The sequence below is a fragment of the Frankia sp. Mgl5 genome (genome assembly GCF_023242985.1).
In the GTDB taxonomy this organism is placed as follows: domain Bacteria; phylum Actinomycetota; class Actinomycetes; order Frankiales; family Frankiaceae; genus Parafrankia; species Parafrankia soli.
This window is the reverse complement of sequence record NZ_JALKFY010000677.1, coordinates 42,601-63,184: the sequence shown is the minus strand read 5'-3', so window position 1 is coordinate 63,184 and position 20,584 is coordinate 42,601. Positions and strand designations below refer to the sequence as shown.

The 20,584-nt window shown below is 72.1% G+C and carries 14 protein-coding genes, 1 tRNA gene and 1 pseudogene; 6 read left to right on the top strand and 10 right to left on the bottom strand.

The features are described 5' to 3' along the window. Window positions 1–242 precede the first annotated feature (242 nt). Window positions 243–1,526 carry a lipase family protein gene (locus MXD62_RS23505; RefSeq protein WP_248831628.1) on the top strand — a complete coding sequence of 428 codons (1,284 nt, stop codon included), beginning with the start codon at window positions 243–245 and terminating at the stop codon, window positions 1,524–1,526. 276 nt (window positions 1,527–1,802) lie between these two features. Here MXD62_RS23505 and MXD62_RS40855 read toward each other — a convergent pair. Further along, window positions 1,803–1,979: pseudogene (locus tag MXD62_RS40855) on the bottom strand (type II toxin-antitoxin system Phd/YefM family antitoxin); the annotation flags it as partial. Between the two features lie 261 nt (window positions 1,980–2,240). Between MXD62_RS40855 and MXD62_RS23495 the strand changes: the two are divergent. Continuing rightward, window positions 2,241–2,816, top strand: coding sequence for an ATP-dependent Clp protease proteolytic subunit (locus MXD62_RS23495; protein WP_248831630.1), 576 nt, complete (start codon window positions 2,241–2,243; stop codon window positions 2,814–2,816). A 7-nt stretch (window positions 2,817–2,823) separates the two neighbouring features. On the opposite strand, the gene MXD62_RS23490 is transcribed toward MXD62_RS23495, so the two are convergent. Continuing rightward, complete coding sequence (locus MXD62_RS23490) at window positions 2,824–3,540, bottom strand: TetR/AcrR family transcriptional regulator (protein WP_248831626.1); 717 nt, start codon at window positions 3,538–3,540, stop codon at window positions 2,824–2,826. Window positions 3,541–3,781: 241 nt separating this feature from the next. On the opposite strand from MXD62_RS23490, the gene MXD62_RS23485 reads away from it, so the two are divergent. The 4 genes from MXD62_RS23485 (at window position 3,782) to MXD62_RS23470 (ending at window position 7,964) form a co-directional block, all read left to right on the top strand. Next, on the top strand, window positions 3,782–4,210 hold the full coding sequence (locus tag MXD62_RS23485) for an organic hydroperoxide resistance protein (protein WP_012157459.1): 429 nt from the start codon (window positions 3,782–3,784) through the stop codon (window positions 4,208–4,210). A gap of 253 nt (window positions 4,211–4,463) precedes the next feature. Then, window positions 4,464–5,864 (top strand): glycosyltransferase family 4 protein, encoded by a 1,401-nt coding sequence (locus MXD62_RS23480; RefSeq protein ID WP_248831625.1) that lies wholly within the window; start codon window positions 4,464–4,466, stop codon window positions 5,862–5,864. Then, window positions 5,858–6,715 (top strand): class I SAM-dependent methyltransferase, encoded by an 858-nt coding sequence (locus MXD62_RS23475; RefSeq protein WP_248831624.1) that lies wholly within the window; start codon window positions 5,858–5,860, stop codon window positions 6,713–6,715. The genes MXD62_RS23480 and MXD62_RS23475 overlap by 7 nt, the downstream gene beginning before the upstream one ends. Next, on the top strand, window positions 6,702–7,964 hold the full coding sequence (locus MXD62_RS23470) for a hypothetical protein (RefSeq protein ID WP_248831623.1): 1,263 nt from the start codon (window positions 6,702–6,704) through the stop codon (window positions 7,962–7,964). The genes MXD62_RS23475 and MXD62_RS23470 overlap by 14 nt, the downstream gene beginning before the upstream one ends. Here the strand turns inward: MXD62_RS23470 and MXD62_RS23465 are convergent. The 8 genes from MXD62_RS23465 to dnaN form a co-directional block, all read right to left on the bottom strand. After that, window positions 7,923–8,540 carry a class I SAM-dependent methyltransferase gene (locus MXD62_RS23465; RefSeq protein ID WP_012157455.1) on the bottom strand — a complete coding sequence of 206 codons (618 nt, stop codon included), beginning with the start codon at window positions 8,538–8,540 and terminating at the stop codon, window positions 7,923–7,925. The genes MXD62_RS23470 and MXD62_RS23465 overlap by 42 nt on opposite strands. Before the next feature lie 782 nt (window positions 8,541–9,322). After that, window positions 9,323–9,396, bottom strand: a tRNA-Ile gene (locus tag MXD62_RS23460). Window positions 9,397–9,468: 72 nt separating this feature from the next. Beyond that, window positions 9,469–11,409, bottom strand: coding sequence for a DUF3566 domain-containing protein (locus MXD62_RS39840; RefSeq protein WP_248831622.1), 1,941 nt, complete (start codon window positions 11,407–11,409; stop codon window positions 9,469–9,471). A 121-nt stretch (window positions 11,410–11,530) separates the two neighbouring features. Then, the gene (gene gyrA, locus MXD62_RS23450) at window positions 11,531–14,044 is read right to left on the bottom strand and encodes a DNA gyrase subunit A (RefSeq protein WP_248831621.1); all 2,514 of its coding nucleotides are present in this window, start codon (window positions 14,042–14,044) and stop codon (window positions 11,531–11,533) included. Between the two features lie 197 nt (window positions 14,045–14,241). Further along, complete coding sequence (gyrB, locus tag MXD62_RS23445; protein WP_248831620.1) at window positions 14,242–16,245, bottom strand: DNA topoisomerase (ATP-hydrolyzing) subunit B; 2,004 nt, start codon at window positions 16,243–16,245, stop codon at window positions 14,242–14,244. 289 nt (window positions 16,246–16,534) lie between these two features. Continuing rightward, window positions 16,535–17,299, bottom strand: a complete 765-nt coding sequence (locus MXD62_RS23440; RefSeq protein ID WP_248831619.1) for a DUF721 domain-containing protein — start codon at window positions 17,297–17,299, stop codon at window positions 16,535–16,537. Then, window positions 17,289–18,650: a DNA replication/repair protein RecF gene (gene recF / locus MXD62_RS23435; RefSeq protein WP_248831618.1), complete on the bottom strand. Its 1,362-nt coding sequence runs from the start codon at window positions 18,648–18,650 to the stop codon at window positions 17,289–17,291. Before recF ends, MXD62_RS23440 begins: the two co-directional genes overlap by 11 nt. Before the next feature lies 1 nt (window position 18,651). After that, window positions 18,652–19,812: a DNA polymerase III subunit beta gene (dnaN, locus tag MXD62_RS23430; protein ID WP_248831617.1), complete on the bottom strand. Its 1,161-nt coding sequence runs from the start codon at window positions 19,810–19,812 to the stop codon at window positions 18,652–18,654. Window positions 19,813–20,584: the final 772 nt, after the last annotated feature.

The window sequence follows — 20,584 nt, the reverse complement described above, 5'->3', positions numbered from 1 at the left end:
CGACGCGAACGTGGTCACTGTCGAGGGCCTCCAGGGAACTCAGGCGACGGGGCCGGCGCCCGCCCGTCCAGGGTCTCACGCCACGCAGTCGGCACCGATCCCGCCTCGGGGGAGGTCAGCTCACCCGGTGGCCCGCGCCCCGTACCGACTCGAAACTCGCTATAAGGGGCCTGCGCTCACAAGAAACACAGCGGACGCACAGACGACCCCTTCTCCGCCGAAACGGCCCATAACCTCATTAGGTGGCAAGATCCCGGCTGTCTCTGCGCGGACTTGCCCTCACGGCCGTCATTCTGACGGGGCTGCTCACCACCTGCGCGGCGGAGCCGGCCCCGCCGCCGACGCCGGCCCCGCCGCCGGCCACCACTCCCCGGGCACCCGGCTTCGGCTACCAGCTCGCCGGGTACGGCCTGGAGGACGTCATGACCGGCGGCAGGCGGGGGTCCACCGAACTCACCGATCTGCCGCCCGGCGCCCCTGGTGAGCTCGTCTCATCCGCCGAGGTTCCCGCCCCGGACGGCATGCGTGCCTGGCGGATGATCTATCACTCACGCGGGCCCCTCAACGAGGACCGCCTGGTCACGGGCCTCGTCATCGCCCCGGCCGGTACCTCCGCCATTCCCGCCGGCGGCCGCCGGCTGATCTCCTTCGGCCACGGCACCACCGGGATCAACGACTCGTGCGCGCCGTCACGGGCCGAGCCGCCGCTGTCGGCGGTGGGCGGGGTGCTGCCCCTCGTCCGGGCCGGCAACGTGCTGGCCATCACCGACTACATCGGCCTGGGTGGGCCCGGCGAGCATCCGATCTACGTCGCCGACACCGAAGGACGGGCGCTCCTCGACGCCGCCCGTGCCGCGCACTCGCTCTCCGACGCCCGAGCAGGGCGTGACGTCGTGCTCTGGGGCTACTCCCAGGGCGGTCAGGCAGCGCTCGCCGCCGGTGGGCTGGCCGCGTCGTACGCGCCCGACCTGCGGGTGCACGGGGCGGCGGCGACGGCACCGTTGGCGGACCTGCCCACCTCGCTGCGCCTGCTCGACCGCACCGTGCCGGACGGCGTCGCCTACGTGCTGCTCGCCGCGCTCGGCCTCGCCGCCGCGGATCCCACCATCGATCTGAACGCCATCCTGACCCAGACCGGGCGGCGACTGACCGCCGTGGCGCGCAACCAGTGCGCCGTCGGCCTGCTGAAGGCCAGCCAGGGGGAGTCCACGTCGAGCGTGTTCACCGCGGATCCGTTCACCACGGAGCCGTTCGCGGCCGGGTTCGCGCGCCAGTGGCAGCAGACACGGCTCCCCGGGCCGCCTGAACTCGTGCTCCAGGGCGACCTGGACACGGTGATCCACCGGTCCACCACCGACGGCGTAGTCAGCGGGCTGTGCGCCAACGGCGGTCCGGTCGAATACCACCGGTACGGGCTGGCTGACCACGGCACGATCCTCGGGGTCTCGATGGCCGACCTGACCAGCTGGATCAACGCCCGGTTCGTCGGGACGAAGCCACCAGGAGACATCTGCGCCCGCCCCTGAGCATCACCTCGCCGGCGGGTGGCGGTGCTCCGCGGCGACCCGGTGCTCGGTGCCCCGCTGTTCGGCCGGACGGTGCTCGGCGGCGATCCCGAAGCCGCGGCGGATCGGGGTCTCGGTCGGGCCGACCGGGTCCAGGCGCACCGGCGACAGACCCACCCGCTCGGGGTGGTCGGCGGCATCGTCATCGGTCGTCTCGGTGCCGCTGGTCCCGGTCTCGCCGGTGCCGGCCGCGTGCCCGGGTACCTGCTCCCGGTCGACGTCGCCACGGGGCGCGGTCTCGCCGGAGGTGGCCTCGTCGAGGGCCTCAAGGCGGGACAGGTCCGCGGCCGACACCAGCGCGGCGACCGATTTTCCGTGCCGGGTGAGGCTGACGCGCTCCCCACTGAAGGCGACCCGGCTGACGAGATCCGACAGCTCCGCGCGCGCCTGGGTGACCGGGATCTGGCGCGTCATGGGTTCTCGATGTACGTTCTGTACAGAACGAACAGTGAGGAGAGACTGTCCATGAAAGCAGTGTGTCATCGAAAGGGCCTTCTCTGCCCATCCACGCCCGTGAAGATCGACCCGGTTCTGGGCGTTCCCGGTTCCGGCGGGCTGCTCGGCGCTGACATCGGCCCGGTCAGCGGCTCGCTCAACAGCTCGCCCGGCGGGCCGGTCAGTGGCTCGTTCGGCAGGCCGGCAGCGGGCGCGGCCGGCGCCCCGTCCGCGGCGCCGCTGGGCTCGACCCTGGATGAGCAGATCTATCAACGGCTGCTGGACGACCGGATCGTCTTCGTCGGCGCCGCCGTCGACGACGCCCTCGCGAACCGGGTGTGCGCGCAGCTCCTGCTACTCGCCCGGGCCAGCAGGCGCCAGGACATCTCGCTGTACATCAACTCGCCGGGCGGCTCGGTCGACGCGGGAATGGCGATCTACGACACGATGCAGTTCATCGAGAACGACGTCGTGACCTACGCGCTCGGGCTGGCGGCCTCGACGGGCCAGTTCCTGCTCACCGCGGGCACCGCCGGCAAGCGGTTCGCGCTGCCGAACGCGCGGATCATGATGCACCAGCCACACGGCGGCGTCGGTGGCACGGCGTCCGACATCGCCATCCAGGCCGAGCAGGCGCTGCACACCCGCCGCCGAATGCAGGAGCTGATCGCCGAGCACAGCGGTCACTCCGTGGCGGAGATCGCCGCCGACTCGGACCGCGACCGCTGGTTCACCGCGGCGGCGGCGAAGGAGTACGGGCTCGTCGATGCCGTCGTGGAGCACGTCCGACGCGTGCCCGCCGGCTTCACCCGCTGACCGGGCGCTACGCGGGGCCGAAGGCCTGCCCGGCGCCCCTCGCCGCAGCGAGGGAGAACTCGACGAGCCGGCGGTGGTAGGCCGTGACCGCACCGGGCGGCTGCTCGCCCGGCTCGTCGCTCGGGCCGCCCGGGCCGCCCGGGCCGCCCGGGCCGCCCGAGCCGGCGCGCGGCCGCCCGAACGCCTGGCGCCCGAAGGCCTGACGGGTCAGCAGGGCGCCGAGGAACGCGGCGGCGGCCAGGTCGGTGTCGAGGTCGGAGCGGATCTCTCCGCGCCGCCGTGCGTCGTGGAACGCGTCCTGCACGGCGGCCGCGCAGCGGTCGACCGACTCCCGCCGGAACGCCTCGTACAGCCCGGGGTACCGGGGCAGCTCGGCCAGGCATCGGGCGAGGATCGACATCCGCGGCTCGGTGAAGACGGCGTCCACCAGAGGTGCCAGTCGTAGGAGATCCTCGCGCAGGGATCCGGTGCGCGGCGGCACGAGGCCGGCGGCCAGCGTGCCCAGTGCGGCGAGGACGAGATCGTCCCTGGTCGCCCACCGGGCGTAGATGCCCCGCTTCGCCACGCCCGCGCGGGCGGCGACGCTGTTGACACTGAACCCACCGACGCCGCGACCAGCCAGTTCGTCGACGGCGGCCCGCAGCACACGGTCGTCGATCGTCGCGTCGCGAGGACGGCCCCGACGTGGCCGCACACACTCCGCGGCCGGGTCATCGGGGGGCATCTGTCAAGAGTAAGGGCCGCCCGTTGGGCGCCGCGCTCACGGAGAGCGGAGCTACCCGGCGGTGTGGGTCACAGCATGCCGGCGAATATTCGAGCCGTGACACCGGTTGTGACCGGCGGGTGTGCCTGCGCCCTCAGTCACCCCACGAAATCTCGGGGTACCTCGCGAACGGACCGCACGAACAGACCGCACATCCAGACCAGCCGACGAACACCAGACCAGCCGACGAACAGAGGAACCGATGGCCGCACCGCTCTACACCGCCACGTCCACCGCCTGGGGCGGCCGCGATGGCCGTGTGGTGTCCAACGACAACCGCATCGACCTGCAGCTGTCCATGCCGAAGGGGCTGGGCGGGGACGACGGGCCCGGCACGAACCCCGAGCAGCTCTTCGCCACTGGCTACGCCGCCTGCTTCCACGGCGCGCTGAAGGCCGTCGCACGGGAACGCAAGATCGACGTGACCGACTCGGCGGTCACCGTGTCGGTCAGCATCAGCCGCACCGACGAGGGCCTCGACCTGTCCACCCGCATCGAGGCGCAGATCCCGGGCGTCGACCCGGCGACCGGCCGTGAGCTGCTCGACCTCGCGCACGCCAAGTGCCCGTACTCGCGGGCCACCCGGGGCAACATCGCCGCGGAGGTGACGCTGGTCGACGGCGACAGCTGAGCGGCGGCACCCGCCGTAGGGAGCCCGCCACAGGGAGCCCGCCGAAAAGAGCCCGGGGACGGGTCAGCCAACGCACGGACAAGCGGTTGGACAGACGGTTCGAGCCCTTCAGCACCGATTACGAGCCGTCATGGGCTTTGTTGTGGAGCAAGGGCAAGTGTCCCGATTCCGTGAAGATCGCTGCCCAATGTCCTAGTGTGCCAAGCAACGGCGCTGTCCTCGGGCTCGCGGGACCCGCAGGAGGCCGCGAGCTATGGAGGGCGCACCGTTGCGGATAGCGTTGCTGTCGTACCGAAGTCTGCCTACTTGTGGTGGCCAGGGGGTGTACGTACGGCAGCTCTCGCGTGAACTGGTGACTTTGGGTCATCAGGTTCAGGTGGTGAGCGGGCCGCCGTACCCGGACCTCGACCCGGGAGTCGGACTCACCAGGCTTCCCAGCCTCGATCTCTACCGCGACGGGGATCCCTTCCGTTGGCCGGGGTTCCGCGAGTTCCGCTCGCTGGCCGACGTCGTCGAGTTCGGCATGATGCGCACCGGGCAGTTCTCGGAGCCGCTGGCGTTCTCGATCCGGGCCTTCGAGGCGCTCCGGCCGCGGCGTGGCCAGGGCCGGCCCGACTTCGACATCGTGCACGACAACCAGGGGCTGGGCTACGGCCTGCTGCCGCTGCGCCGGGCGTTGCGGCCCTACGGCATCCCGGTCGTGTCGACGATCCACCACCCGATCACTGTCGACCGGCGCCTGCACCTCGCCGCCACGACCGGTCGCCGGGCCGCGCTGGGCGTGCGCCGCTGGTACTCGTTCCTGCCCATGCAGGCACGGGTGGCCCGTGGTCTCGACGGCGTGGTGGTTCCCTCCGAGAGCTCCCGGCACGAGATCGTCGCCGACATGAACGTCCCCATCGAGACCCTGCACACCGTCCCGCTCGGCGTGGAGGCCGACGTGTTCACCCCGCGGCCGGCACCGCCGTCCGACGCCGGGAACGGCACCGGGGATGACGCCGGGGACGGCACCGTCGCCCCGGTACCGGGGCGGATCATCGTGGTGACCAGCGCGGACGTCCCACTCAAGGGGCTGATGGTGCTGCTGGAGGCGCTGGCGAAGCTGCGGGCCGAGCGCTCGGCGCACCTGGTGTGCATCGGGAAGGTGCGCGAGGGCGGGGCCGCGCAGCGCCAGGTCGGCGAGCTCGGGCTCACCGAGGCGGTGACGTTCCGGTCCAACGTCCCACAGCCGGAGATGGTGGATCTGCTGCGGTCCGCCGAGGTCGCCGTCGTCCCGTCCCTCTACGAGGGCTTCAGCCTGCCCCTGGTCGAGGAGATGGCGTGCGGGCTGCCACTGGTCGCGACCACCGCGGGCGCCCTGCCCGAGGTGGCCGGGCCGAACGGCGAGGCCGCGCTGCTGGTGCCGCCCGGCGACGCCGGCGCGCTCGCGGGCGCGATCGCCACGCTGCTCGACGACCCTGAACTGCGCGCGCGGATGGGCGCCGCCGGTCGCCGCCGCGTGGAGGAACGGTTCTCCTGGCAGGCCGCCGCCGCCGGCACCGCGGCCTGGTACGAACGGCAGATCGCGGCCGTGCGGGCGGCCGTCCCGGGCAGTGGGCCACCGCCCGTCGCCGGCTCGACCGGCGCGGCGGCACCGGTCGAGCCGGCATGCTGACCGTCGACTTCACCCGGTTCCCCGTCCCGCGCGACGCCCGGGTTCTCGACCTGGGCTGCGGCGCGGGGCGTCACTCCTTCGAGGCGTTCCGCCGGGGCGCGCACGTGATCGCCCTCGACTACTCGGCCGACGAGGTCACCGGCGTCGGCGCGATGCTCGCCGCCATGTCCGCCGAGGGCCAGGTTCCCGCCGGCGCCCGCGCGGCGCCCGTGCGCGGCGACGCGCTGGCGCTGCCGTTCGCGGACGACACCTTCGACCGGGTCATCGCGGCCGAGGTCCTGGAACACCTGCCCGAGGACACCGGCGCGATGGCCGAGCTGGCCCGCGTGCTGCGCCCCGGCGGGTTCGCGGCGGTCACCGTGCCCGCCCGCCTCCCGGAACGGGTCTGCTGGGCGCTGTCGGACGACTACCACAACGTCGAAGGCGGCCACATCCGCATCTACCGGCGCGACCAGCTGATCGAGAAGCTGCGCGCCAGCGGCCTCGAACTGGTCGGCCAGCACCGCGCGCACTCCCTGCACGCCCCCTACTGGTGGCTGCGCTGCCTGGTCGGCGTGCACGACGACGACCACCCCGCCACGAAGCTGTACCACCGCCTCCTGGTCTGGGACATGATGCGCCGCCCGGCGCTCACCCGGACGGCCGAACGCCTGCTGGACCCGGTGCTCGGCAAGAGCATCGTGCTCTACCTGCGCAAGCCGCGTCCCAGGCCGGAGCCGCCGGCACGCTCACCGGCGCAGGCAGGGGCGACGACGGACGCGCAGGCGGACGCGGCGGCGCGGACGGGTACGGACGCGCTGGCCGCACGGGCCGGCGGCAGGACACCGGAGGTCGAGCGTGCGGCCAGGTGAGTCGGCGACGGGTGCTCCCCTCCTCTCCCCCGAGGCGCTGCGCGCCACCGCGGACGCGATAGCCGCGGTCCAGGAGCCCGACGGGGCGATCCCGTGGTTCGCGGGCGGCCACACCGACCCGTGGGACCACCTGGAATGCGCGATGGCGCTGCTGATCACCGGCCGGGTCGACGCCGCCGACGCCGCATGGGACTGGCTGCACCGCCGCCAGCGCCCGGACGGCTCCTGGGCCACCAGCCACATCGGCGGAGCGGTCAAGGAGAACTTCGCCGACAGCAACCAGTGCGCCTACGTGGCGACGGCCCTGTGGCACCGCTGGCTCGTCACCGGCGACCGCGCCTTCGTGGCCCGGATGTGGCCGGTCGCCCGGGCTGCCCTGGACTTCGTCGTGGACATGCAGGCCCCCGGCGGCCAGATCTGGTGGGCCCGCACGCCGGCCGGCGAGGACTACCCCGAGGCACTCGTCACCGGATGCTCGTCCACCCTGCACAGCCTGCGGTGCGGCCTCGGCCTCGCCGCGCTGGTCGGCGAGGCGCGGCCGGAATGGGAGGTCGCCGCCGGCGCGCTCTGGCACGCGCTGCGCCGCCATCCCGAGTACTTCATGCCGCGGGACCGCTGGTCGATGGACTGGTACTACCCGGTGATCGGCGGCGCGCTGCGCGGCGCGGAGGGGCGGGCCCGGCTGCGCTCCCGATGGGACGACTTCGTCGTGCCCGGCCTCGGCATCCGCTGCGTGGACGACGAACCATGGGTCACCGGCGCCGAGACCTGCGAACTAGCCATCGCGCTGCACCTGGTGGGCGAGACCGGGGCAGCGGCCGGCCTCGTCCGGGAGATGCAGCACCTGCGGGCCCCCAGCGGGGCCTACTGGACCGGCTGGCAGTTCGCCGACGGATGCCACTGGCCGGAGGAGCAGTCAACCTGGACGGCGGCCGCCGTCGTACTGGCCGTCGACACCCTGGCCGGCGGCCCCACCGAACGCACCTTCCGCGGGGACGACCTGCCCGAGGGCCTGCACGTCGTGCACCGCGACGACCTGCCCGAGCCACGCGACCTGCCCGAGCCACGCGACCCGTCCGCGCCCCGCACCGGACGAGGCACGGCCGGCGGACGGGCGGCACGCGGCGAGCGGCGGGCCGGTGACCTCGCCACCCCCGGTCGGGGCGGCGAGGCGCTCACCGGTCCGTGGCGCGCGTGCGGGTGTGACTCAGAAGAGCCGGCGGAGGACCCGCAGCGATCCCGTGCGTGACATCTCGCTGAAGCCGTCCCGGACGGCGCGCAGCAGGACGTGGTACGGCGCCTGACCGCCGTCAGCAGGGTCGGGGAACACATCGTGGATCACCAGCCGGCCACCGGGACGCACGTGGCGGGCCCAGGCCTCGTAGTCGGCCTGCGCCTGCTTCTCGGTGTGCCCACCATCGAGGAACAGCAGGTCGATGGGGGTGGACCACCACCGCCCGACGATCTCGGACCGCCCTACCACCGCGGTGACGACGTCCTCGACCCCGGCGGCCTCCAGGGTCGTGCGCAGCGTGGGCAGCGTGTCCAGCCGGCCGGTGCGGGGGTCGACGAGCGTGGTGTCGTGGTACTCCCAGCCTGACTGGTTCTCCTCCGATCCCCGATGATGATCGACCGTGACGACCGCGGCGCCGACGAGCCGGGCGGCGGCGGCAAGGTAGAGAGTGGATTTCCCGCAGTAGGTGCCGATCTCGCAGATCAGTCCGCCACCAGGCAGTTCGGCCGCGGCCGCGTGCAGCGCCAGTCCTTCCTCGGGTGGCATGAAGCCCTTGGCGGCCTCGGCCGCCTGCCGCAACGCCACGTCCACGTTGTCTCCTCGTCCCAGTGTCAGAGGATCCGAGAGGCGGATCCGGGGTACGCGACCGGCGGGATGGACCCGCCCGGCGCCCCGCCCCGTCGCCGATGCCGCTCGCCCGTCTTACCAGATCAGGCAAACCGGACGCATCGGATGTATGGACTCGCGGCCGTGTCTCGGCGCACCCACGCGGCTACGGGATGGGGTCGAACCACTGGCTCGATCAGGCTTTACCTCCCGAGGTTCCGCCGACACGGCCCGGCATGGGTCGGTTGTCCGACACGCCGCTCGATCACATCCTGCCCGGATGCCACCCGGAACGCACGCAATGAACAGGGATATCCACAGCATCATCCACAGGTTTATCCACAGCCCTGTGCACAGAGCACAGCACCCTGGCAAGCACGACACCCCTGAAGCACACAGTCGGCCACGGGAACACGGCAGTTCCGGAGCGCCCGGCGGAGCTCCAGGGAGGGGACAGCGAGACGCCCGAACCCGGGGACGCCAGGGCATCGGGCACGCCAGGACACGGACGCCACCGGGCCACAGGAGCCCTCGGAACCCCGCCTCACAGCGTCCTGGGCGCCTTCCGGGCCGCACGGCCCCCCGGACACTCCTCGGCCCCCGGATCCCCGCCGGCATGGTCGTCGCCGATGTGAGCGTCATCGCGGAGCGTCCTGGGCGAGTTGGACCCCTATACGGAAAGCCCCGCTCACGAATCCGTGGGCGGGGCTGAGAGAATCAAATCTTGATCAGATGAAGATGCAGGCCGAACGCCTGGTGCCTATGGGTGGACCTAGGTGGACTTGAACCACCGGCCTCTTCCTTATCAGGGAAGCGCTCTAACCGACTGAGCTATAGGTCCTGGCTGCTGATGAGAATACAGGATGGCGACGGCTCCGCGACGGCCGCCGCCCCCTGAATTCCGGCGGATCGGCTACTGGTCGCTCAAGGTGACCTCGAGCCCGCCGATCATGTCCGCGCAGAGGTTGTAGAGCAGTGCGCCCAGGGTCGCCAGCGCCGTCATCAGGACGACGTTGATCGCCCCGACCAGCAGGGTGATCTGCATCGCCCGCCCGAAGGACAGCCAGCCTGAGACGTTGGCGTTCGTGCCGTCGGTCAGGGTGTCAGCGGCCTTGGTGACGCTGTCGAAGACCCCGATCGAGTTCAGCACGAACCACAGCACCGCCACGGCGACGATCATGATCAGGAAGACGCACAGCGAGAACGCGAACGAGAGCCTGGTCACCGAGAGCGGTTCCACCCTGGAGACCCGCAGGCGGGCGCGCCGGCCACCGGCGGGGCCCCGGCGTGGGCCCTGGCCGGCGGTGTCCCGCCCCGGCTCACGGCCGCCCGGCTGCTGCTGGCCCCGCGGGGGACCACTCTGTGGTCCAGGAGTACCGCCGGGCCGGCCGTGGTCGGCGTCGTCGACCCGGTCGAACGGCTCGGTGGACAGACCGTTCGGGCCCACACCTCCGCCGGACGCCGGCAGTGGCCCTGGCGGCGTCCCAGGGCGGTCGTAGGGGGCTGTGCGGCCCGCCGGCGGCGCCTGCCGGGTCGACGGAGTGGCTGCCCGCACCGGTTCAGGGGTGGGGCGGCGCTCGACGGGCATGCGGTCGGTGACCGCGCCGCGATCCGGGGAGGTCTTCACGTCCGCGCCGACGCGGTCCGCCGGGGGCTTCGAGCCCCGCTTGGGCAGGTTCGGTCGCACCAGCGAGATCGTGTCGCTGTCCCGGGGTGGGTCGACCGGTGTGCCGGGGCGTGCCGCCGGGCTTCTGACGGTGGTCTGCGCATCGGGCTTTCTCGTCGTCTCGGCTCTGGATGTATCCGGGCGAGCGGCGTCCGGTCGGGCGGCGTCCGCTCGCGTGCCCGTTCGGGATGCCCCCTTGCCAGCCGCCGGGGCGGCGTCCTTGGAGGTGCCCGCGCCGGCCCCGCGGGTCGCCTCGGCCGGCTTCCTGCCGTCGCCCGCCGGCCTGGCCGCGTCCGCGTCGCGGGCGGGCTGCCGGCCGGCTGGCGGCCGTGATGTCTCGTCGGGGTCGGAGTCACCGCCGCGCGGCGCGGGGGCGGCGCGGTCCGTCCCGCCGCCGGTGCCCGCCGAGGACGAGCCCGGAACGGTCGCCGAGGCGCTCAGCAGCTTGGGCTCTGCCGTCCCGCCGACGCCGAGGCGTGTCGTCTGGCTGGTCTGGCCGCCCGCACCGTCCCGGTCGGACGGGTCGTTCTCGTCCCGCCCGGGACGCTGGAAGAACGGGCTCGCCGCCCCGCCCGCACCCGCACCGCCTGCGCCCGCGCCACGCGCGGGCGACGCCGATCCGGAGGTGCCGGGCGATGCCGATCCGGGGGCGCTCTTTCCGGGCGACGCCGATCCGGAGGAGGGCCGGGACGGACCGCGTGAACCCGATCCAGCCCCGCCCCCCGCGGCCGGACGGCCCTCCCCCGAGCGGCCGTCAGCGGGACGGCCATCGGTCCCGGGACGCCCGTCGGCGGGACGGCCGGTGCTGGGGAGGAACGCGCGCTTGGACTCTCCGTCGTCCTTCCCCGGTGTCGAGCGGGGGCCGCCCACACCGCCCCCCGCCGCCGAGCTCACGCCGGTTCCGGAGCCGGTTGTCCCGGGAGATCCCTTGCCGATCCCAGTTCCGGAACCGGCACCGGAACCCACGCCTGGTGCCGCGCCCACGGGCCCGGCCTTCGCCGTGCCGGACCGGCTGGAACCAGCCGCGGAGGCACCGCCGGCGGCAGTACCGCCAGCCGCGGCGCGCCCGGCGGCGGTACCACCGACAGGCGCGCCACCGGCCACGGCCGCGGTGCGCTGCTCCGGACGGGCCGGGGATGCGCGGTGGACGGCCGACCGGGCGGGCCGGTCATTCTGACTGTCGCTCACGGATTCTCCCCGTCCACTCCTGGTCGCACGTGTGGCTTACGCCCGTGGTCCTGGCGTGCCACTGACGACGCGCGACGTGGCCGCCCGGGACGGTCACGTCACCGGCTTCAGCTCACCGGCTTCAGCCCGCCGTGCCGTCCGACCCGGCGGTCTCGCCGTCGCCGTCACTGTCGTTGGCATCAGCATTGCGCGCCACACCGACCACCTGCACACCGGCCTCCAGGTCGATGAGCCGTACGCCCATCGTCTGCCGTTGTGCCCGGCGAACATCCTTCGCTACGGTACGCAACACACCGCCATTGGATGTGATGGCGTAGAGCTGGTCGTTCGGCTCCACGACGAGCGCCCCGACCAGACCGCCCCGGGTCGACACGATCTTCGCCGTGAGGACCCCCTTGCCGCCTCGGCCCTGGATGGGGTATTCGGCGAGCGGCGTCCGCTTCGCGTAGCCGCCACTGGTCGCGACCAGCAGATCCGCGGTGCTCTCCGGCACGACGACGTCCATCGAGAGCAGTTCGTCGGACTCGTCGAAGCGCATGCCGATCACGCCGGACGTCGCCCGCCCCATCGGTCGCAGCTGCTCGTCGTCGGCGTGGAACCGGATGGACTGGGCGTTGCGGCTGACCAGCAGCAGGTCGTCACCGGGAGCGACGAGACGGGCGGAGATCAGCTCGTCGTCGTCACGCAGGTTGATGGCGACCAGGCCGCCGGCGCGGTTGGAGTCGAAGTCGGTCAGCGCCGTCTTCTTGCACAGGCCGCGCTTGGTGGCGAGCACCAGATAGGGGGCGGCCTGGTAGTCCTGGATCGCCATCACCTCGGCGATCCGCTCGTCCTGGCTGAAGGCGAGGATGTTCGCGACGTGCTGCCCCTTGGCGCTGCGCGCCTGCTCGGGCAGCTCGTGCGCCTTCGCCCGGTAGACCCGGCCCTTGTTGGTGAAGAACAACAGCCAGTGATGCGTCGTCGTGACGAAGAAGTGCTCGACGATGTCGTCCTCGCGCAGCGCCGCGCCCTGCACGCCCTTGCCGCCGCGCTTCTGCGAGCGGTAGAGGTCGGTCTTGGTCCGCTTGGCGTAACCGCCGCGGGTCACCGTGACGACGACGTCCTCGCGGGCGATGAGGTCCTCGACGGACATGTCGCCCTCGAACGGGACGAGCCGCGTCCGCCGCTCGTCGCCGAACTTCTCGACGACCTCGGCCAGCTCCTGGCCGATGATCTCGCGCTGCCGCACCGGCGAGGCGAGGATCGCCTCCAGCTCGTCGATCTTGGCGCGCAGCTCGGCGGCCTCGTCGATGATGCGCTGGCGCTCGAGGAACGCCAGGCGGCGCAGCTGCATGTCGAGGATCGCGGTGGCCTGGATCTCGGAGAGCGAGAAGCGCGCCATGAGCTGGCCGCGGGCGACCTCCGCCGACTCCGCGTTGCGGATGAGGGCGATGACCTCGTCCAGGTGGTCGAGCGCGATCAGCAGGCCGTCGAGGACGTGCAGCCGCTCGCGGGCCTTGCGTAGCTGGTAGCGGGTCCGCCGGACGATCACGTCGACCTGGTGCTCGACGTAGTAGGAGATCATCTGGTCGAGACGCAGGGTGCGCGGCACGCCGTCGACGATCGCCAGCATGTTGACGCCGAAGGTGTCCTGCAGCTGGGTGTGCTTGTACAGGTTGTTCAGCACGACCTTGGCGACGGCGTCGCGCTTGAGGTCGATGACGAGCCGCTGCCCGATACGCGCGGACGTCTCGTCACGGACGTCCGAGATGCCGGTGACCTTGTTGTCCCGGACGAGCTCGGCGATCTTCTCGGCGAGGTTGTCCGGGTTGACCTGGTACGGCAACTCGGTGACGACGAGCTGGGTCCGGCCCTTGTTCTCCTCGACGTTGACCACGGCGCGCATCCGGATGCTGCCGCGACCGGTGCGGTAGGCATCCTCGATGCCGTTGCGCCCGACGATCAGGCCGTGGGTCGGGAAGTCCGGGCCCTTGATGATGCCCAGGAGCGCCTCGAGGAGCTCCTCGGCGCTCGCCTCGGGGTGGTCCAGGGACCACTGCACGCCCTTGGCGACCTCGACCAGGTTGTGCGGCGGGATGTTGGTCGCCATGCCGACGGCGATGCCGCCCGCGCCGTTCACCAACAGGTTGGGGAAGCGACTGGGCAGGACGAGCGGCTCCTGTGAGCGGCCGTCGTAGTTCGGCGCGAAGTCGACCGTCTCCTGGTCGATGTCGCGCAGCATCTCCATGGCCAGCGGCGCCATCCGGGCCTCGGTGTACCGCATGGCGGCGGGCGGGTCGTTGCCCGGTGAGCCGAAGTTGCCGTTACCGTCGACCAGTGGGTAACGCAGCGACCACGGCTGGGCGAGGCGGACGAGCGTGTCGTAGATCGCCGAGTCGCCGTGCGGGTGGTAGTTACCCATGACGTCACCGACGACGCGGGAGCACTTGAAGTACCCCCGGTCCGGCCGGTAACCGCCGTCGTACATCGCGTACAGAACCCTGCGGTGGACGGGCTTCAACCCGTCACGCACCTCCGGCAGGGCACGGCCGACGATGACGGACATGGCGTAGTCGAGGTACGACCGCTGCATCTCGACTTCGATGCCGATGGGTTCGATGCGGTCGCCGGGGGGCGGGGGTAGGACGTCGACCACGGGGTCCTTCCAGGCAGTGGGGGCGATGAGTCGGCTGGGGCGGGCCGGGCGCCGGGTCGCGGGGATGGCCCGGTCCGGGCCACGCCTTCCGCGGGCCGCTCACTCGCAGGTCCGCCGGGATCGGAGTCGAAGGTGCCAGGCTGCCGGGACGGGTCGATCGGCCCGGTCAGCCCGGACCCGCCCCAGCGGAGGCTGGCTCAGATGTCCAGGAAACGCACATCCTTCGCGTTACGCTGGATGAAGCTGCGCCGCGCGTCGACGTCCTCGCCCATCAGGACCGAGAACAGTTCGTCGGCGACGGCGGCGTCGTCGAGCGTCACCTGGAGCAGGATCCGCTTGTCCGGGTCCATGGTGGTGTCCCAGAGCTCGGTGGCGTTCATCTCGCCGAGACCCTTGAATCGCTGGATCGCGTCCTTGGGCAGTTTGCGGCCGGCCTCGACGCCCTGTTCGAGCAGGCCGTCGCGCTCCCGGTCGGAGTAGGCGTACTCCCAGTCCTCACGACCCCACTTGATCTTGTAGAGCGGGGGCTGCGCGAGGAAGACGTGCCCGGCCTCGACGAGCGGGCGCATGAACCGGAACAGCAGGGTGAGCAGCAGGGTGCGGATGTGCTGGCCGTCGACGTCGGCGTCCGCCATCAGCACGATCTTGTGATAGCGCAGCTTGGCGATGTCGAAGTCGTCGTGGATACCGCAGCCCAACGCCTGGATGAGCGCCTGGACCTCGGTGTTCTTCAGGACCCGGTCGATACGGGCCTTCTCCACGTTCAGGATCTTCCCGCGCAGCGGCAGGATCGCCTGGAACTTCGAGTCACGACCGCCCTTGGCCGAGCCGCCCGCCGAGTCACCCTCGACGATGTACAGCTCGCACCGCTCGGGGTCGGTGAACTGGCAGTCGGCGAGCTTGCCGGGCAGGCCCGTCCCGCCGAGCAGGCCCTTGCGCCGGGTGAGGTCACGGGCCTGGCGGGCGGCGATGCGGGCGCGCTGCGCGTCGAGCGCCTTGCTGACGATCGAGCGGGCCTCGGTGCGGTTGACCTCGAACCAGTCCTTGAGCGCCGAGTAGCACATCTCCTGGACGAACTTCTTGGCCTCGGTGTTGCCGAGCTTCGTCTTGGTCTGGCCCTCGAACTGCGGCTGCGCGAGCTTCACCGAGATGATCGCGGTGAGACCCTCCCGGATGTCGTCGCCGGAGAGCCGCTCGTCGGAGTTCTTCGAACCGGCCTTGACCGGCTTGAGGAGGTTCTGGTCCTTCGCGTAGGCGTTGACCGCGCTGGTGAGGGCAGCACGGAAGCCCTCTTCGTGGGTTCCGCCCTCGTGGGTGTTGATCGTGTTCGCGAAGGTGTAGACCGACTCGTTGTAGCCGGAGTTCCACTGCATCGCGAGCTCGGCCTCGATGCCCGTGCCCTTGGACTCCAGCGAGATGACGCTGCGGTGGACGGCGTCCTTGGTCGCGTTGAGGTGACCGACGAAGTCGACCAGGCCGTTGTCGTACTTGAAGGTGACCTCGGTCGGCTCGGCCGCCTCGACCGGCTTGGCCGCCTCGGCCGGCTCCTCCGCGGCCGTCACCGTCGCCGGGGCCGGGGCCTTGCCGCGCTCGTCCCGCAGGGTGATCGACAGGCCCTTGTTCAGGAACGCCATCTCCTGCAGGCGGCGGAATAGCGTCTCGTGCTTGTACGTGGTGGTCTCGAAAATCGTGGGGTCGGCCCAGAACGTGATGGTCGTACCGGTCTTCTTCGACGTGCCGGTCTGCGCCAGCGGCCGCGCGGGACGGGAGTTCTCGTAGGGCTGGAACCAGCTGTGGCCCTCGGTCTGGATCTCGACGTCGAGCCGGGTCGACAGCGCGTTCACGACGCTCACGCCGACGCCGTGCAGACCACCGGAGACCGCGTACGACTCGCCGTCGAACTTGCCACCGGCGTGCAGCGTGGTGAGCACCAGCTCGACGGTCGGGATCTTCTTGACGGGGTGTTCGCCGACCGGGATCCCGCGGCCGTTGTCCGTGACGCGTACGCCGCCGTCGGCCAGCAGGGTCACGGTGATCGTGTCACAGTAGCCAGCGAGGGCCTCGTCCACCGCGTTGTCCACGACCTCGTAGACCAGGTGGTGCAGACCCCGCTCCCCGGTGGAGCCGATGTACATGCCAGGGCGCTTGCGTACCGCTTCGAGACCCTCGAGAACCTTGATCGAACTAGCGTCGTAGGCCACGCGGCAGGTCCCCTCGTTCTGGACGGAAGTACTACTCAGTCTACCTGGCAACCCGCCGTAACGGACGCAAGGTGCCGTCTCAGCCGTGCGCTGGGCCCCGAACTTCGACCCGGTGACCTCCCCTACCGGCTCCGCGCCGCCCGCAGTCTTGCGCGCCTCTGCGACCGGCGGGCGACTGAAGCCGCGTCCCGACGGCCCCGCGGACCCGTTTCCGGGCCCGCCAGCACCCTTCCGACTTGGCCGGGGTGGCCCTCGGCGTGATCTCCGGGATGCGCCGGGAGCTGGTCCGTCATCCGTATGTGTCCCGCGGGCCACGGCCGCCCGACGCGTACATGCCGCCGTGGTTCCATGACGGTGCGGCCGGGCCCCGCACCGTGATGCGCCGGACGACGTGCGGCCCGAGTTCCTTGCGGAGAATGCCGAGAATCTGCCGGGAGAGCATGCGTAGCTGCGTCGCCCAGGCCGTCGACTCGGCGACCAGCTCCAGTTCCCCGTCCCGCAGCGAGACCGGGGAACAGTGCGCCGCGATGTTCGGCCCCACCAGGACATCCCACCGCGCCAGCACCGACGCGTCGGTCGCCCGCGTCTGCCAGCCGCGCTCGGCGACGAGGCGCGCGACGGCCGAACCGAAGTTCATCGGCGTCCGCCACTCCCGGCCCGGCGCGGCGATGCCCGGCAGCCGTTGGCGCGCGGGCGGATCGCCGGAGTCATCCCGCCCACGACGCCCGGCCGCACCGCCACGGCCGCCACTGCCGTCACCTGCCCCGCTACCTGGGCGGGTCGTCCCCCGCGCTCGCGCGTCCTGTTTCGCCCGCGCGAGCATCTGCCGGGCGAGATCGGCCCCGCGCACCGCGGGCGAGCCTGTGTCAGGAACGGCCTGCGATGCCTGCGCGCGCGGCTTTCCCGCCGCGGACGCGGCGGACGCGGCGGACGGCTTCGCCCGCGAGGGTGCCGACGAATCGCGCCCCGCCGGCCCGGACACCGGAGGCCGCGCGGTCGGCGGGAGCATTCCCGCGCGGTCGGCTGGTCCGTCGGCCAGTCCGTCAGCCGGCACGGCACACCTCCCCGGAGACCACCTCGAAGCGCACACCGGCAAGCTCCGCCGGCACATCCGCGTCGACCGCCGCGGTCACGAGTACCTGCTCGGCGTCAGCGACCAGGGCGGCCAGCCGGGCGCGCCGGCGGGTGTCCAGCTCCGCGAACACGTCGTCGAGCAGCAGCACCGGTTCCCGGTCGTCCGCGCGGAGCAGTTCGAACGAGGCCAGCCGCAGCGCGAGCGCCAGCGACCAGGACTCGCCGTGGCTGGCATAGCCACGCGCCGGCCGCCCGTTCACGGACAACAGCAGATCGTCACGATGTGGACCGACCAGCGTCACACCGCGCTCGATCTCCTGGGTGCGCACCGCCGCGAGACCGGCGAGGATCGCCTCTTCGAGCGCCGCCCGAGTCGCCGCGCCGCCGACGGCACCTCCCACATGGCCAACCTCTGTGCGGCCGGCTTCCGTGCGGCCGTCACCCGCGCGGCCAGCCTCGGTGTCGCCGACCTCGGTGTCGCCCGCACCGCCGTTCCCGCTCGCGGGGTCACCCGAGCCACTCGGGTGATTCGGGCTGGCGCCGGTTCCGTTCCGGCCGGCGTCCCCGTCCGGCTCGCCCAGGCCAGCTCGGCCTGGCGACAAGGCCCGATCGGGTGACGAATCGAGCGTCACGGTCGAGCGGTACTCGATGCCGGTGGGCGCGTCCTGACCCGCGACCGCGGCGTAGGCGCTCTCGACCCGCGGCCGCAGCTCCGCGACCAGCGCCAGGCGGGCCGCGAGCAGCTCCGCGCCGTGGTCGGCGAGATGCCTGTCCCAGACGTCGAGCGTGCGCAGGTCGCCCCGGCCACCGGCGCGGCGGGCGGCTCCCGCCGACCGCAGGAGCGCCGAGCGCTGCTTGAGCACCCGGTCGTAGTCGGACTGCACCGCCGCCATCCGCGGCGACCGCGCGACCAGCAGGTCGTCGAGGAACCGCCGCCGCTCGGCCGGGTCGCCCTTCACCAGCGCGAGGTCCTCCGGGGCGAAGAGGACTGTGGCGAGCAGTCCCGCCACGTCGCGGGCCCGGGCCACTGGAGCGCGGTTCAGGCGGACCCTGTTCGCCTTCCCGGGCACGATCTGCATCTCGACCAGCGCGGCCCGGTCACCGCGCACGATCCGGGCCCGAACAACGGCCTGCCCGCACCCCTCGCGGACGAGCGGAGCATCGTTCGCGACACGATGGCTACCCAACGTGGCGACGAATCCGATCGCTTCGATCAGGTTCGTCTTGCCCTGACCGTTCGAACCCACGAACGTCGTGACACCTGGCTCGAGGACGAGGTCCAGCCGGGCGTACGAGCGGAAGTCGGTCAGGGACAGGTGGGTGAGATGCACGTCACCCGTTGAGTCGGATCGGCATCAGCAGGTAGCGGTAGTCGGGGATCTCGGTCTGGTCGTCGCCGCCCTTGCCGGTGAGGATCGCGGGCTTGCTCGCGGCAAGCACGGCGTCCTCGGCGCTGGCGAACCCGATCCGGACGATGTCGGACTCGAGCGCGCCGAGGGCGTCGAGCAGGTAGGCGGGGTTGAAGGCGACCGTGAGTTCAGGCCCGTCGTAGGTGACGGGCAGAGTCTCGGACGCCTGGGCCTCGCCGCCGGTACCTGCCTCGAGGACGAGGTGGTCAGGGGTGAACGTCAGCTGCACCGGGGCGGTGCGGGCCGCGACGAGCGCGACGCGCTTGACCGCCTCGGTGAGGGGAGCTATCTCGAGCTGGGCGATCAGCGGTGAGCTGTCGGGCAGCAACTTGCGGTAGGGCGGGAAGGTGCCCTCGAGCAGACGCGTGGTGGTCTGGCGGGTGTTGCCGGCGAAACCGGCGAGCGTCTCCCCGGAGGGACCGGTGCCGAGCGCGACGGCGACCTCGACGCCCGAGCCGGACAGGCTCTTCGCCGTGTCGAGCAGGGTGCGGGCCGGGACGAGCGCGACGCCGGACGCATCGGGGGTCGCCGGGCGCCACTTGAGCGTGCGCACGGCGAGGCGGTAACGGTCGGTAGCGGCGAGGGTGAGCGTGTCGCCGTCGATCTCGAGACGCACGCCGGTGAGGACCGGCAGGGTGTCGTCACGGCCCGCGGCTACGGCGACCTGCGCCACGGCACTGCCGAACGCGGCGCCCTCGATGTGCCCGGTGATCTCCGGCATCGGCGGCAGGGTCGGGTAGTCGTCGACGGGCAGCATCGGTAGTGCGAACCGGGCGTTGCCGCAGGCGACGACGAGGCGGGTGCCGTCAACGTGGACGTCGACCGGCGCCGCGGGCAGGGAGCGGGTGATGTCCGCGAGCATCTTGCCGTTGACCAGGCCCCGACCCTCTTCGGTGACGGTGGCGTCCAGCTCACCCTGCGCGGCGACCTCGTAGTCGAACGCGGCGACCTTGAGCGCCGGACCGGTGGCGTCGAGCAGCAGGCCGGCCAGGACCTGCAACTGCGTGGTCGCCCGGCTCGGCAGGGTGCGGGCCGTCCAGGCCACCGCGTCGGTGAATTCGTCCCGTTCCACGCGGAACCTCATGGACATGTCCTCCCGTCGTTCCGCGGTGGCCGTTCCCACGGCCGCTCGCGGAACTTGACATCACCGGCATAGCTACGCCGAGCCGAACACCTGACGCGCGCCGCCCGCCTCGTCGGCAGGGAGCGGGCAGTCGAGCACCAGCCTGACCCGATCCAGCATCCCAGAGCGCCACGAGCGGGCGGTGGGTGGTCTGTGTTCCGAGGGTGGCACACCGGGCTCGACGACCGGGCACACCCCCCGCACCGGCCGATCGAAGATCCGCGGCGAGCAGACCGGACGGCTGACCGTCGCGGTGGCGCCTGAAGGTCACCCGCGTCCGGGGTGTCCGGGGTGATCTTCCGCATCTCGCCAGGGGCCACCGCGCCGCCGCAGGAGCCCGAAACCACCGTGCCGCAGGACCGTATGAGGACTTCGCTTCGCATGCGTCGTGATCGCCGTCCTCGCCTGATCACCGGCTGGCGCGTGCCGCGTTGGAGGCGCCTGCCGCATCGGTGACGAGAGGAGCGCCAGCCACGCGGGGGATCTGGCGTGCGCCGGTCGCACCGACGGAGCCAGGGGCCACACCGGTCGCGCTGATGCCACCGGTCGTATCGGTGGCGCTGGTCGTGCGGGCCCGCGTCGGTGATCCGTCCACGTGCCGCGCAGCGGAGGGACGACTCCCGGACGGCGGTCGAGGTTTCGCGGGATGCCCCGAGGGGGAGGCGACTGACCGAGGGCAGCAACCGCATCGCTCCGTGCGCTCGCTTCGGGCAGCCAGGCCACACCATGATCG

Bases quoted from the DNA above. Each gene is read 5' to 3' on its own strand.
- MXD62_RS23490 (WP_248831626.1), bottom strand. From the start codon at position 3,540: ATGCCCCCCGATGACCCGGCCGCGGAGTGTGTGCGGCCACGTCGGGGC.
- MXD62_RS23485 (WP_012157459.1), top strand. From the start codon at position 3,782: ATGGCCGCACCGCTCTACACCGCCACGTCCACCGCCTGGGGCGGCCGC.
- MXD62_RS23480 (WP_248831625.1), top strand. From the start codon at position 4,464: ATGGAGGGCGCACCGTTGCGGATAGCGTTGCTGTCGTACCGAAGTCTG.
- MXD62_RS23475 (WP_248831624.1), top strand. From the start codon at position 5,858: ATGCTGACCGTCGACTTCACCCGGTTCCCCGTCCCGCGCGACGCCCGG.
- dnaN (WP_248831617.1), bottom strand. From the start codon at position 19,812: ATGAGGTTCCGCGTGGAACGGGACGAATTCACCGACGCGGTGGCCTGG.